At 53.6% G+C, this 13,993-nt stretch carries 7 protein-coding genes and 1 tRNA gene; 2 read left to right on the top strand and 6 right to left on the bottom strand.

The window, feature by feature from the left end; all coding sequences use genetic code 11:
- The first annotated feature begins 46 nt into the window (after positions 1-46).
- Positions 47-121 (top strand) — tRNA-Asn (locus DDZ13_RS07865).
- On the opposite strand, the gene DDZ13_RS16000 is transcribed toward DDZ13_RS07865, so the two are convergent.
- From DDZ13_RS16000 to DDZ13_RS07835, 6 genes are all read right to left on the bottom strand, one after another.
- Positions 80-349, bottom strand: a complete 270-nt coding sequence (locus tag DDZ13_RS16000; protein WP_110130929.1) for a discoidin domain-containing protein — start codon at positions 347-349, stop codon at positions 80-82. The genes DDZ13_RS07865 and DDZ13_RS16000 overlap by 42 nt on opposite strands.
- Positions 276-2,366, bottom strand: a complete 2,091-nt coding sequence (locus DDZ13_RS07855; protein WP_110130887.1) for a right-handed parallel beta-helix repeat-containing protein — start codon at positions 2,364-2,366, stop codon at positions 276-278. Before DDZ13_RS07855 ends, DDZ13_RS16000 begins: the two co-directional genes overlap by 74 nt.
- 162 nt (positions 2,367-2,528) lie before the next feature.
- Complete coding sequence (locus DDZ13_RS07850) at positions 2,529-4,418, bottom strand: right-handed parallel beta-helix repeat-containing protein (RefSeq protein ID WP_158279839.1); 1,890 nt, start codon at positions 4,416-4,418, stop codon at positions 2,529-2,531.
- Positions 4,419-4,630: 212 nt separating this feature from the next.
- Entirely contained in the window at positions 4,631-5,854 is a 1,224-nt protein-coding gene (locus DDZ13_RS07845) for a DNA-binding transcriptional regulator (protein ID WP_110130885.1), read from the bottom strand.
- A 69-nt stretch (positions 5,855-5,923) separates the two neighbouring features.
- Positions 5,924-7,630, bottom strand: coding sequence for an alpha-1,3-galactosidase-related protein (locus DDZ13_RS07840; RefSeq protein ID WP_110130884.1), 1,707 nt, complete (start codon positions 7,628-7,630; stop codon positions 5,924-5,926).
- The gene (locus tag DDZ13_RS07835) at positions 7,627-9,054 is read right to left on the bottom strand and encodes an MFS transporter (RefSeq protein WP_110130883.1); all 1,428 of its coding nucleotides are present in this window, start codon (positions 9,052-9,054) and stop codon (positions 7,627-7,629) included. The genes DDZ13_RS07840 and DDZ13_RS07835 overlap by 4 nt, the downstream gene beginning before the upstream one ends.
- A gap of 917 nt (positions 9,055-9,971) precedes the next feature.
- On the opposite strand from DDZ13_RS07835, the gene DDZ13_RS07830 reads away from it, so the two are divergent.
- Positions 9,972-13,280, top strand: a complete 3,309-nt coding sequence (locus DDZ13_RS07830; RefSeq protein ID WP_158279838.1) for a discoidin domain-containing protein — start codon at positions 9,972-9,974, stop codon at positions 13,278-13,280.
- Positions 13,281-13,993 lie beyond the last annotated feature (713 nt).

The raw sequence follows: 13,993 nt of genomic DNA, 5'->3' as shown, positions 1-13,993 counted from the left end.
TGTTGACAGCACCCCCCAAAATTACCTTCATACCCGACTTTCATACTGCTCAGTAGCTCAGCGGTAGAGCAGGTGACTGTTAATCACTTGGTCGCTGGTTCGATCCCAGCCTGAGCAGCCATTTACCGCTTCGCGCCCTGTCACATTCTGGCAGGGCGCGTGTCTGGTCCACGATTATCGTGTATGGCCCGTCCAGAGAATTGGATCCCTCGACCTTGTATTGGTAAGGCCGACTCGCCCCAAGTGCGACTTTGATCTCACGGATCGGCTTGGGCTTATTCAAATCGACGATGATCCAGGCCGGATAACCGCTGGCGGAGGTCCAGGAGGTCGAGCGATCCCCGTCCAGTAAAAATGCGGGCGGGTCCTTGAAATTCCCTTCGGAATGTCACGACATGCGGCGCTACCGGGCCCAAATGGATGATCTGATTATCCCGGATCTGCGTGGAGCTCAGGTGTTTTGTCAGGATAGCCGTGCCTTGACGTTTCGGGTCCAGCATTTTGATGACATTGCCCGTAACCAGACCATTGCTGACGGAGTCCAGGTGGATTGCACATTTGCCCACTTGCGATCTACCTCCTCCATTGAAGTATATTTCTGACAACTCGATATAATTGTTTCGAACGACCAGATTGTCCACATTGGCCGCCTGGACCGCGGGCGCATTAATCCCATAAAAGGAGTTGTTTTCCACGGTTATATTTTCCAAAGCAGTCGCCCCGGGTTGTAAATTCCATCCAGGAAGACTAAACCTGAGGACGCCTACATCTTGCAATTTCATCGGTGTTGCGACAAAAACGGAGTTTCGGACCGTGACGTTATTTGCCGGGGGGCCCTCCCACCAATAAAAATGGGCCCCCGCATGAAATTCATCCCTGTTTCGAATAAACACGCAGTTTTCGATCAGGGTTTGTTTGGCCGCTTTCATCGTAATCGGCTCGGCGGAAGCATCGTGGAAATAAGAGTTACGCACGGTAACGCTGTCCGGTCCGCTGCCCGGCCCCCCCACCTTGAATACCCAGGACCAAGGGGTTACCTGAACGGGCCTTTCCAGATGAACATGATAGGATCGTCGGATCGCTCCGTTTTGGGATCTGCTGCCTACCTCATCTTCAAAATCATCCCAATCCGATTTAATCTGGTCCGTGGTTTCGCTCGATGCACTTTTGATTTTCGAAATGACAGCGGTTTGTTTTTTGCCGGTTCGATAGTCGCGAAATTCCAAAGTATCGCCCACATTGAGGTCGCTTCTGCCAGCGACGAGGACCAGATCGGGGGCGGTCTGCTTGTAGGTGATGTGGAACGGTAGATATAAATTGATGCCATCATCGGTGTGGGCGCCGAACTCACACCCGTCGAAAAGGACATCGCCGTCGGGAACAAGAAATTGCCCGGCACTCCCACCGAAAATCCGATTGGTTCCGGGTGCGGGGCGCAGGCGGATATTTTTGAATGTCAGGTTTTTGGACCCGCTTTTGGCATCCCAACCACCTCCCACATAGGAGTCAATTCCATCGATGTAGACCCCATCGGAGCCTCGGATCGATAATGTCGAGGCGGCCCCGCCACTTTTCTTCATCACCACAATATTTCCGACCTGGACTGCTTTGCCTGAGCCAAGGCGAACCTCAACACGCCGATTACCAATTGATTTTGGGTCGCTGTATTTGGCCTGGTGTTGTTCCAAGCCATAGCCCTGACTGTCAAAAATCAGGCGATGGTTCTTTTGTGAAAGGCCGTCGATGTCATAACCCTCGGGCACGTAAACGGTGGCGATGCCGTCATCCAGCGATTCAATCCGGCCGTGTACATACTTATAATCCGCTGAATCCACCGTGCAGGGGCCTTTTACCATAATGTCGTTTGAATCTTTGATGGATATAAAACCGCCTGCTTCGATCATGAAATCGCAATCCGCGATGTTCAGCGTGAAGTTCTCGGCGTTTCTGAATCCTATGCCTCCATCGGCAAAGCGATAAAAGCCAGGTGTCGCGGTATAGCTCGTTTCACCGCTGTCAATGGCGGCCTGGATTTCTTCTTTCAAGGCGGCACCTGCTTTACGCTGCGCCTCCTTTTCTTCCGGAGTATAAGTCACCGCATAAGTCGGGTCGTCAAAGCTGTAGTTACGGTGAAAGGCCTTAATGCCGAAACGCGCCTCCAAAGCTTGCTTGATGCTTTTAGGTGCACCCGCTCGAACTTCCTCAACTGGGGCCTCCCCGCTTGAGATGCTTTTCGCCTCCGTGGCCGAATCGATCGGTCCAGTCGAGGAATACAGATAAGCGCCAAGAGCAATCATCAAAATAAAGAGAAGTGAAAGGAGCGAAATTGCTCGATTCTTCGGAGTGCTAGGCGATTTTTCAGACATTACATTTTTTATCTAATTCAAGATACGAGCGTTCAGTTATGATTTGTGGGAAGTCAGCGGCTAAAAAATCTACGGACTTTCATCTCGAGTTGAATGATGCGCAAACGGCTGATTGAGAGGGTTCCATTTGAGCCACTTCGACGGTTGACTGGCTTGGAAACCCTAGTGGAACGCGTGCCGGAGCCTGTTATCCTTTAAGTTTACGGCTTTGGGGTGAATTACCGTGTTCCCCCGATTCGCGGTCATTTCTTTTCGCTGTCGTTTGGAGACCATACGTGGATCCTCCACCTTCACGTTTTCGGAATTGGTAATCACGAACAGTTTCTCCTCTTTTTCTTCAGGAACCGGATAAGCCTCGGTCCTCTCCAGTTGGTTATCGACGAAGGTCAAACCATCCACCGAATACATGCTCAGCAGGGGCAGGGGACTGAAGACGCGGAAGAGATTGTTTTCGATCCGGATGTTCCGGTTGTAGCGGGAAGTGCTCCTGAACTCCTTCTCGATGCCGGAGCCGACCTGGATGCAAGCGTTGCCCCAGACGCCGTAGTTGCAGTTGTCGAAGGTGTTATCGCGGATCACCACATCCCGCACGCCCGCCTGCTCGAACCAGTATCGGGAATCGCCCTCGAACAGAATTGCGGCGCCGGGCGTGTGAAAGGTGTTGCCCTCGATGACCATCTTGCCACGGGAGCCCAACAGGATCCCGCGCGCGCGGTTTCCGCGGATCACGCAGTTGCGAATCAGGACGTCGGCCGTGTTGGCATCTGCGTCGGCGATCGAGTCACCGACGACGATGTCCTCCGGCAGCGGCGCTTCCGTTTCGACGAGCGTCATTTCCTTGTTGATACGCTCCACGGATTTGACGCGCGCAAATCCGTGTCTCTGCAAGCTCGGGCCGTCGTTCAGTTCCAAGCGGGTGCCGGACTTGATGAAATCGACTCCGGCCTGCTGCGGGTGGACCAATCTGACTTCGAAGCGGTTGGGCGCCAGGATCCGGGTGATTTTCGCGTAGAGGCCGTGGATATTGGTGGCGTCGTCCTTCTGTTGCTCGAACAGGCAATCCACCATCTCGATCCTGCCCGTGCAGTTGACGAAGTGGGTCGCGTCCGCCGTGATGCTCAGAATCCTTTTGCCTCCCGCCGGCGGAGTCACCCGGATATTCTTGAGAAACAGATCCGCGCTGCGCTGGGCGATCACACCCATGCCGCCGCAATGATGGAGGTTGATACCCGAGAGATGGACTCCGGAAGAGTCGGTAATGATAAAGCCCGGGTAATTCCGTTTTGCAGGTCCGAAGACGAGAATGTTTCCGGGGTCGGCGGAAAGGTTCGGGAGTTTGAGCCGCACACGGCCGTCCGAGATCTCCTCCGCGGCCGCTCCTTCTCCGAGGCCGTAGCGGTCCTTCGCCATGTACGCGGTTTCCTGTTTTTCCGGGTCGAAGGCGAGCAGACTGCTGTAAGGGTAGAGCACCTCGCCGCTCGACACCGTTGTTGCCGGGCCGGAATAACGCTGATGGCTGGTGAAGACGAGCACCCCGTTGCGGATTTCGTAGGGAAACTCCTCGGTGAAGGCCAAATCCACATAGTCCTCCGTTACCGCCAGCACCCTTCCTTCGGAGTGGAACGGGCGGATGAAATCCACCGAAAAGTTTTTGAGCGACACGTCATTGGAATCGCCGATCAGAAAGGGCACGATCTCTCCGTGGAAAACGAAGGTCGCTCCGCCACCGTCAATCGTGACATCTTCCATTCCCTGCAGGGGAAACGCGATGCGCTTCAGTCCCGCGTCGTTATTGCTGACAAAAAGATACTCTTCGTTCGCGCGCACGGAGTAAAAATCATAGCGCCCCGGAGGAAAGACCAGTTTGGTTGCTTCGCCCCTGCGTACCTCGGCCAGTGCCGCCCTGACGATGGGTGTCGTGTCGCTCCCGTCGGTTTTCGCGCCGAGAGCCGCCATGTTGATCACTCCCGCGTCACGCGCACTGAGAGCGCCGGAGATAAGGAACGATGCCAGACCGATACCGACGACGAAGGAGATTCGGATTTGCTTCATGATAGTGTCCATAGTGTTTTTCGTGCCCCCAGTTGTTACTCCAAGGAGGAGTATCGCTGCCCTAGCGGCCAGGCTGGGGTGGGGTAAGTAGTTCGATTCAAACCGAACTATACCACACTGCTTGAACAAATATCATTGAACTTTTGCATAAATCTTTTGAACTTTTGCGTCACTGAGGTGACGCGAGATTAGTTCAATTGAAAACCGTTATTTTACTCAGTCGTGTAGCCGAGGGCTTTTCTCTCTTTCGCCCTCGTAGATTTTCGGAACTCGCCCGGCGTCATCCCCATCTTTTTCTTGAACAGACGGCTCATGTATTCCGGGTGTTCGAATCCGGTTTTTCCGGCAACTTCGGCGAGAGGCAGGCTGGACCCCGCCAGCAGTTGGCACACCCGGTCCAGGCGCACGCGGAGGATCTCCGCCTTGGGCGAGCTTCCGATGAATTGCGAAAAGCGACGTTCAAGCACGCTCCTTGAGAGCGGGGTGGTTTTGAGCAGAGTCTCCACGTCCAGGCCGTCGCAGGCGTGTTCGCGGATTTGCCTGAGCGCGGCGGCGATGTGCCGGTCGTCGATCGCAAGGACATCAGTGGATTGCCGCGCCATCACCCCCAAAGGTTGGACCGCGATGGGGCCGGGTTCGGTGCACTCACCCGTCATCATGGAGGACAACAGTTCGGCGGCTTTGAAGCCGATCTGCTGCGTGTTGAGTATCACGCTCGACAGCGGCATGTCGCAGAGCTCGCAGAAGATTTCGTCTTTGTCCACGCCGATGATGGCCACCTCATCCGGCACGCTCACTCCCGCCTCACGGCAACAGTTGAGGACCTGCCGTGCGCGGGCGTCATTGCAGGCCATGAGACCGCATGGTTTCGGCAGGGTTTTCAGCCAGCATATCAGATCCCGCTCGTGCCGCTCGCCGTGTTCTTCGTAGTCCGTAGCAGAGGGCGGGGGCATCGCCCTGGGATTTTCGAATCCCTGGCAGGCGAGACCGGCACCCGCCACCCGCCGCTCGAAGCTGTCCCGCCGCGCATCCGACCAATCCGTGCCGTTGTACCCGCAGAACGCGAACTGCTTAAATCCGCGCTCCATCAAATGTTCCGCCGCCAAGCGGCCCACAGCGTCTTCGTCGGAGCGTATCTGCGGAAAAGCGGACTCGGGCAGGCTCGCGCTCAAGTCGATCACCGGCACCCCCTTCCGGCGGAGCGCTTTGGCCATGTCCGGGGTGTTCACCCGTGCAAGGATGCCATCCCATTTTTCGCGACCGAACCATTCCGGGAGTTGATCCAGGGGATTACCCTCCTCGAATTCGATCGACCACGGCCCGTGAATTCTCACATACTCGGCAATTCCCATGAGCAGTTCCCGCCCATAGCTGCGGGAGGATTCGATGAGCAAGGCGACCCGCGGACTGGGTTTTTTACGGGGAATTTTTTTCATTGGGCGAAGTGGAAACGTTAGCTTACGCGACTTTGACCGACAAGCACAGTAGAGCGATCCTCAAGTTCATTAATTGTCGCAAGGTTCGACACGCCGGGCATCATCCGTCTTACGGGCGATGCGAAGGGTTGAATCTATTTCCGTATCGAGACAGCCTTCTGTGACGACGGCTTGGGTTTTATTGGAATCCGCCGGGTCGTTGCCGGACGGCCCTACCATATTGCGCAAAAATTTAAGGTTCTGCACGGACCGGGCGAACAGGAGAGATGATTCGGAGGTGGCGAACTCATTGTCTTCGATGCGGATATTCCGGTGGTAGCAGGCAAGATTCGTTTTCGAATTTTTGATTTCGGGGTCGATGTCGATGCAAGCCCGGCCCCATTCCGGCGCTCCGTAGCAACAGTCGCCAAAACGGTTGCGGGAGATGAAAACATCGTTGACCGCCCCCGACTCGAACCAGCTTTTGGCATCGCCGCTGATTTTGATCGCGGCCCCGGACGAAGATATCTCATTGCCGGTGACCACGACTTTACCGGGTGTCGTGATAAGGAATCCGCGTGCGCGGTTGTTGCGTGCGATACATCCCGTGATCTTCAGGTCGGGTGTCCAGGAAAGGTTTTCCATCACATTTCCGTTTTTGATTCCTTTCGGCAGGGCTTGTTTGAAGCTTAGTTTCGAAAAGCTGCCGTTGATTCGCTCCACTTCGAGTATTTCCAACTCGGCATAGCCCAAGAGGGTTGTCTCGTCGACAATAGCCATTCGGTCTCCGGGGAAGCCAATCTCCACGCCGTATTGCTCGGGATGCACCGATTCGGTGACGACTGAGTGCGCGTCCTCGATGCTGCGGATTCGGGTGTAGATGCCGTGGATATTGGAAGGGTCGTCGAGTTGGTTTTCGAACAGACAGTTTTCGAGGGTGATAATGCCGCGGCAATTGACGAAGTGGGTCGCATCGACGGTCGTGGAGAACAGACGCTTGCCTGAAGGGGTAACCCGTGAACGTGTCATGGCTACATTTTCGCAAAATTGCGCGATCAGTCCCATGCCTCCGGCATGATGGATATCGACCTGATCGAGTGTCGTATCGTTACTTCGATGCAAATAGATGCCGGGGCTATCTCTCGCGTAGTGCCGCATGACCAGGATATCGCCATTCTTCGGCAACTGTGGAAAAGTCCCATTCAAGCGCACGCGATCCGAGCCAAGATCCTTGACCGAAATATGATCCGGAAAACCGGTCCCGAGCGAGTCGCCGCTCTTATGGACGGGCGCGCGTGTTTGTGGATCAAAAGCGAAGACGCCATCGACCGGGGTGTTTTCCCAGCCCTCGCCTTCAAAGATAATCGTATCGCCCTCAATCCGGTAGGGATAGGCCATTCGGTCAAATTCCAGATCCACCCCCTTGGCGTCCGAGCCGATCACCGTTGCCTGGGAGTAAAACGGTCGTTCCCAGTCGATGGAAAAATGTTCCAGGGCGATGCGTTCGGAAGCTTCGATCAAAAAGGGCACGATCTCGCCGTGGAAAATCAGTCGGGCGCCGCTCCCCTTGACCGTCAGGCCCTTTTTCTGGATGATCGGAAAAGCAATTCGCTTCAAGCCGTGGCGATTGTTGGAGACGAAGCAGTAATGTTCGCAGGCCAGATCCGGGTAAAAATGATACTCGCCCGGAGCCAGGGAAATCGTGGCATCCGTCCCGCAATTCGAGATCGCATCGTAAACGATGCGGGTCATGTCGCCCTCGGTCGGAGCGATTGTAATATTTTGTTTTGTTTTCATGCCGGTGCGGCCTTTTCTCTGCGCGCTTCCAGTTCGCTTCGAATTTCGTAGGCGCGGGTTTCGGTGATTGGATAATAGGCGGCCAGTGCAATGGATGCGGCCAAAGCTACTGCCGGAATAAGTGTGAAATAGATCCGCATCCAGAAGATGGTGGATTCGCTTTGTGGCGTCGTCAGTGCGGCGTCGAAGCCGGACCAGGAAAGGATGTAGCCGGAAAACAAGAGGGCGACGGCGGCGCCGATTTTAAACATCAAACTGTAGGCCGCGCTGAACATGCCCTCGCGCCGCTCGCCGGTTTTCAGTTCGTCGGCATCGACGGCTTCCGGAATCATGGCATTGACGAAAACATAGGCCGCGGCGCTGCCGACACCGATGAGAATCGAGGGTATGATCGCCAGATAAGGGTAGATGATCGAGTAGCAGGGCCACTTCAGTAAGGTGCCGACCAGGGCAACGGCAAAGGCGAAAATCATCGTCGTGCGTTTACCGAGCGAGGTGGAGACTTTCTGGAGCAGGGGCACCGCGATGACCGTGGAAATGGGGATCGTGTAATTGACGATCGACAACAACCTGCCGGAAGCTTCGCCCTTATCGCCGTCATACATGTGGTAAATCGTCACGTAGTAACCCAGCGAGCCCACCATCATGAGCCCCAACAGGCTGACGATGGTTATCAGCGACAGGTTGAGGAAGGGCCAGCAGGAGAGGGTCTCCTTTATGCTTTTCAGGAAAGGAACGCGCTTGCGGCCCGGACTATCTTTGTCGACGAACATGCACGGATGCTCGCGCGAGACAACGGCCGGTATCATGATGGCCGCGAATAACACGGCCCCCATCCATAGACTGTTCCAGCGCATCCCTTCCGCCCGGTCCTCGAAGCAGTCCAAACTGGTGAGCCACCACAAGCTGGAGACGATAAAGAAGCCGCCCTGTTGTAACACGGTTCGAATCGACATCACCCGGCTGCGTTCATGGTAGTCGGGAGATAGTTCCATGCCCAATGCGATGTAGGGAACCGAATAAACCGTAAAAGCCAGATAGAAGATCAAAGAACCCACCAGCAGCCACCCGAGGTAGAAATTTTGACTCATCCCGGAAGGAAACCACCAGAGTGCGATAAAGCTTACGGAACAGAGCAGGGCGCTGAGTGCGATCCATGGTCGCCGCCGGCCCCAATTGGAGCGTGTATTGTCACTGACACTGCCCATAAAAGGATCGGTCACCGCATCCCAGACTCTGGAAAGAGCGATAATCCACCCGATCAATACCGGATCCACCCCCAGCGTATCATTGAAGATCGGGTTGTAGAGCTGCATGTAGGTCTGGATCATGATGGCGTAACCCATCATGCCCGTGCCGTATCCGACCAGTCGTGGAAAGGGGACGCGATCCGAAGCCTTTGTCTTATGGGATACTTTTTCCATGTGTATTCACTGGCAAAGTTAGAGGTGGAATTCGCGCCCGAGGGTGTTCCCCGGTAAGCATGAGCTGTATTCGTTCCCCGATGCGCTGCGATGCCTTGTAGTGTTTCGTCTGTGTCAGTCTTGTCGCCATGTCCTTAATTCTTTACGTAATCTGCACTGGGGGAGGGGCTCGCTCCGTTTTCGATGCGATAGGCTGGGAATCGCGCGCCCCGTGTTGATTCTACCAAACAGGCTGCCTCTGGACGCGAACAAGAGCAGCCGAACCTGACGCCAATAGGATGATAGATGGGGTTACATCGATGTAAATGACTGGTCAAGTTTATCTAGGAAGTGTTGCGCGCCGGGAAAGTTCAATAGGGAAATTCTGGAAACCTGATTGCGACCTTGCATCAGGACACAGGCACCTTCGACATGCTACTTCGGCAGGCTCAGCACAGGTCAGGACAGGCCGGAGGCACTGTCTTACGTGGAACAGGCTTCCAGGCTGTTTTCAGAAGTCCCTGATATTCGTAATTTGTTTTGCTTGGCAATGGATTAGGAAAGCAACATATGCGCGAGGGTGAGTCAAATGCCGTCAGGGCCTCATCGGAACCAGTGACGCAAAAGTTCAAGATAAATCCGCAAAAGTTCAATGACGAGAGAGCAGAAAGTGTGGTATAACGTGAATCAAATTAACCTAATTTCGTGGATTTCCAAATAACGACATCCAAAACCCATAATCGAAACCCCAAATCCCATAAATCAGAACTATGTTGTCTATACTCCCCCAACCCCGTGCTACCCGAAACCCTAAAAACACTAAAACCCAGTCGGAGCTCAAAAAGCACCTATCACTTCGATATACGATTCACGTCATCTTTTTCCTTTTTTTCTCCTCATTTACTTTTGGCGTCGGGGCTAAAGGAGTTATGGAAGAGATGGAATCCCGCTTTGGGATCGAAGAATTCCACCTGACCTACGACTTCGATAATCCCACCCACAGCGTTTCCTATACAGAGGAAGAAAAGGAGGCGCAGCGTAAAGCAGGTGCCGCCTTGAAAGAAGAAATCCAGGCCGCCATTGACAGCGGTGAAACGAGCTATACCGCGACACCTGGCTTTTATCGTTTTGCCGATGGAGGCATAGGATTCAGAAACGCCGAGAACTTCACGCTGAACATCGCGTATTGCGATTTCGTGATCGAAACCGGCAAGTTTTTGGGCATCTACAGCTCCAGAAATATCACCGTAAAGGGGCCCTGCACGGTGGATTCAGCAGATTTGAAGTATATACACGGGCGGATTGAATCGGTGGAAGACGGCCTTGCCATCGTTTATGTGCCGGAGGGCTACGACATCGACGGTCTTTCACAAAATAACCATCGCCTGATTTTTGACAGTCAGGGCTATGGCTTGGAACAACACCAGGCCACATACAGCGACCCCAAATCAATTGGTGACCGGCGTGTTGAAGTTCGCCTTGGCTCAGGCAAAGCAGTCCAGGTCGGAAATATTGTGGTGATGAAGAAAAGTGGCGGGGCCGCCTCGACATTATCGATCCGAGACTCCGATGGGGTCTACATCGATGGAATTGACTCCTATGTGGGAGGTGGTTGGGATGCCAAAAGCGGGTCCAAAAACCTGACATTCAAAAATATCCGCCTGCGCCCCGCACCCGGAACCAATCGGATTTTTGGTGGGAGTGCCGGGCAATTTCTTGTTCCCGACGGCGATGTCCTTTTCGACGGGTGTGAGTTCGGCGCCCACACCGATGATGGCATAAATTTATATCTACCGTTCCACATCACCTACAAGCAGACCGCCCCCCAGGAAGTCCTTATCGCTGGCAGATCCGACCTCAAGGTGGGCAATACTCTGTCATTTCGCGACTATTTCACGGGCGAAGAACAAACTGCTGTCATTTCGAAGGTTGAAAAGGCATCGAGCGAAATTACGGACCAGATTAAATCGGATTTTTGGGATGAAGTGGGGAATAGCCGATCCGGAGCGATCCAACAATCCTACCATGTTCAACTCGAAAGCCCCGTTCAGGTAAACCCATGGGCCTGGGCATTCACGGTTGGGGGGCCGGGCAGCGGACCGGACAGCTTTACCGTGCGTAACTGCTATTTCCATGATGCTTCCGCCGAGCCGATTACGATGAAAGCGGCCAAACAAACCCTGATCGAAAACTGCGTGTTTATTCGAAACAGGGATGAATTTCATGCGGGGGCCCATTTTTATTGGTGGGAGGGCCCCCCGGCAAATAACGTCACGGTCCGAAACTCCGTTTTTATCGCAACACCGATGAAATTGCAGGATGTAGGCGTCCTCAGGTTCAGCCTTCCTGGATGGGGTGGTTTACAGGATGGGGCGACTGCTATGGAAAATATAACCGTGGAAAACAACTCCTTTTATGGGATTAATGCGCCCGCGGTCCAGGCATCCCACGTGGATAATGTGGTCATTCGAAACAATTATATCGAGTTGTCAGAAATATACTTCAATGGAGGATCAAGACAAACAAAGAATCGATATGCACTCATTCTAGACTCGATTAGCAACGGTCTGGTTACGGGCAATGTCATCAAAATGCTGGATCCGATCCGACAAGGTCCCGCAATTTTGGCGGAGCATACCACATCCACCGAAATCAGTGAAAACCAAATCTCCCACATCGGATCGGTCGAGCCCTATTTCTACGAAGTCACCTCCGAGAGAGGGGGCCATGAAGCGCTTAACATGTTGGATGGAGACTTGTCCACCTCTTGGTCATTTTCCAATGGGTACCCTCAGCATGCCATTCTTGACTTAACAAAAACTGAACAAATCGAAGGCACCGACTTCTACTTCGCATCGAATCGTGACTACACGTATACGGTCGAGGTCTCGGACAGCCCGGATTCCGGCTATCAGATGGTGGTCGACCGCCGTTATAATTATGATAGTGCCGAGGTTATAACGGACACCTTCAGCCCGGTTTCGGGCCGATTCGTAAAAATAACGATCATGCGCGGTAATTCCTATACAGGAAGTTGGTTTTATTGCAAAGAATTCAATTTGCACATCGTCCCTGACAGCGATGTCACTTCCCCGGAAGCGCCCTCCAACTTAAACGCAGGAACCGCCGATGGCCTAGTGCATCTGGATTGGGCAGAGAACAGCGAATCCGATTTGGACTATTATCGAATTTACCGTTCGGAATTCGAAGACAGCGGCTATGAGTTGATCGGCCAAACCCAGCCTTCCTTTTATATGGGAAGCAGCCCGAACTTCTACACCGATGAAACTGCCAATACCGGAACCCCGTTCTATTACAGGGTAAGCGCGATCGATCTTTACGGGAATGAATCTCCAATGAGTCCCGCATTCGCGGTGACTGCAGAAGCGACCCTGGGCGAGCTGACGATTGCTTCCGACTTGGTCGGTGGACAGCAATCCCACAAACCAAGCGAAGATTCATACGATGATGAGGATTCAACTCGTTGGGCCAACCTGGGTACGCTCGAATCTGCCTGGATCCGGTATGATCTGGGGGAAAGCCAAAAAGTCCAAAAATTAAGCTTGTTGCCCTATCTGGGGAAGAATCGTTCCTACCCCCTCAAAATCTCAGTGGGAACACTGGAGGTATTTAACGGAAACACCGAAAAAGGAAAAGGCTACTTGGATATACCCATTCCACCAAAAGAGGGACGCTACGTGACCATCGAAATGACGGGTAAAAATAGCTTTGGAAGCGAATGGCTCAGTCTCCACGAAGTCGAGGTGCATGGCGTAACCGAGGCCCCGGATGAGGAACCCAAAGAACCGATCGCCTCAATCAATGTGGGCGGTGAAACAGCCGATTCATTCGACGCTGACTACGGATTCTCCGGAGGACTTACGGCCCGATTTTATGAAACGATCGATACTTCCGGCGTCTCAAATCCGGCCCCGGAGGCCGTTTACCAAAGTGAGCGCTACGGTAATTTCGACTACACAATCCGAGGACTAGAACCGGACACGCTCTACACGGTGCGTCTGCACTTTGCTGAGACCTACTGGGATAGTGTCGGCGCCCGCATCTTCGATATCGTTATTCATGGAACAACCGTGCTCGAAAATTACGACGTCTTCGCCGAAGCGGGTGGTAAAAACATCGCCATCGTCGAAGAATTTTCAGCCCTTTCGGACTCCTCCGGCGAGATTCTGCTCTCCGCTCAGACCAAGGTCGACAATGCCAAGATCTCCGGCATCGAAGTAAAGTAAGCGGATCCATCCAGAAAGGCGTTTTAAAACGGGCCGTCTCCGATTTGGAGACGGCCTTTTATTTTCAGGCGCAATCGCGCCTTGCAGCTCAGGCTTCCCATCCCTGTACACCCCTTGACCACATATGTAATACCATCTGCTAAAAGTTATGGCTTGGTGTTGACCTTAGGAAGCGTTTGCTGAAGCGCGGATCCTGAGAGGTTCAAATTTAGCATCTATATGACTTTCCAACGACTTATGAAAATACGAAAAAAGCGCCTTGAAGACGCAATTGACCATATTGCCTTCGGGTGTCGGCTTCGCCCCGGTACTGGCCGCAGAAGATGGCAGGTCCGTATTCAGTGCCTTACGCTGTGACAAGTGAACCGCAAGCAGTAGTAGGTGGTCGAGTATCTTCTGGAGGAGAACCGAAAGGGTGCAATTAAAAGTGCGGGGTATGTTGTCCACTCCTAAAAGGGTTTCGCCAGATTCTTACGGATTCCGAAGTTGAAGTCATTGATTCACTGTGTTCAGGGCTTCGCCCCAAGCACTTGGTGTTTGCCCCGCTTCGCTTCGCTGCGTTAGACGAGAGTGGGGTGTTCGCAGCAACATGACCATATGGAAAGTTTCGTAGGTCACCTGCGGTGGCACTTCGTGGACAGCCATCCAGCGTGAGTGCGCCGAACAGAGGGTATTTTCAGTGAGAAGTCACCTCGCCTGGCTTTCGGGCTTCA

Source organism: Coraliomargarita sinensis (genome assembly GCF_003185655.1).
GTDB lineage: Bacteria > Verrucomicrobiota > Verrucomicrobiia > Opitutales > Coraliomargaritaceae > Coraliomargarita_B > Coraliomargarita_B sinensis.
Note: the sequence above shows the minus strand (reverse complement) of the source record. Positions and strands in the feature narration are given on the sequence as shown.

Coding starts and splice junctions, on each gene's coding strand:
- DDZ13_RS07855 (WP_110130887.1), bottom strand. CDS start 2,366: ATGTCTGAAAAATCGCCTAGCACTCCGAAGAATCGAGCAATTTCGCTC.
- DDZ13_RS07850 (WP_158279839.1), bottom strand. CDS start 4,418: ATGAAGCAAATCCGAATCTCCTTCGTCGTCGGTATCGGTCTGGCATCG.
- DDZ13_RS07845 (WP_110130885.1), bottom strand. CDS start 5,854: ATGAAAAAAATTCCCCGTAAAAAACCCAGTCCGCGGGTCGCCTTGCTC.
- DDZ13_RS07840 (WP_110130884.1), bottom strand. CDS start 7,630: ATGAAAACAAAACAAAATATTACAATCGCTCCGACCGAGGGCGACATG.
- DDZ13_RS07835 (WP_110130883.1), bottom strand. CDS start 9,054: ATGGAAAAAGTATCCCATAAGACAAAGGCTTCGGATCGCGTCCCCTTT.
- DDZ13_RS07830 (WP_158279838.1), top strand. CDS start 9,972: ATGGAATCCCGCTTTGGGATCGAAGAATTCCACCTGACCTACGACTTC.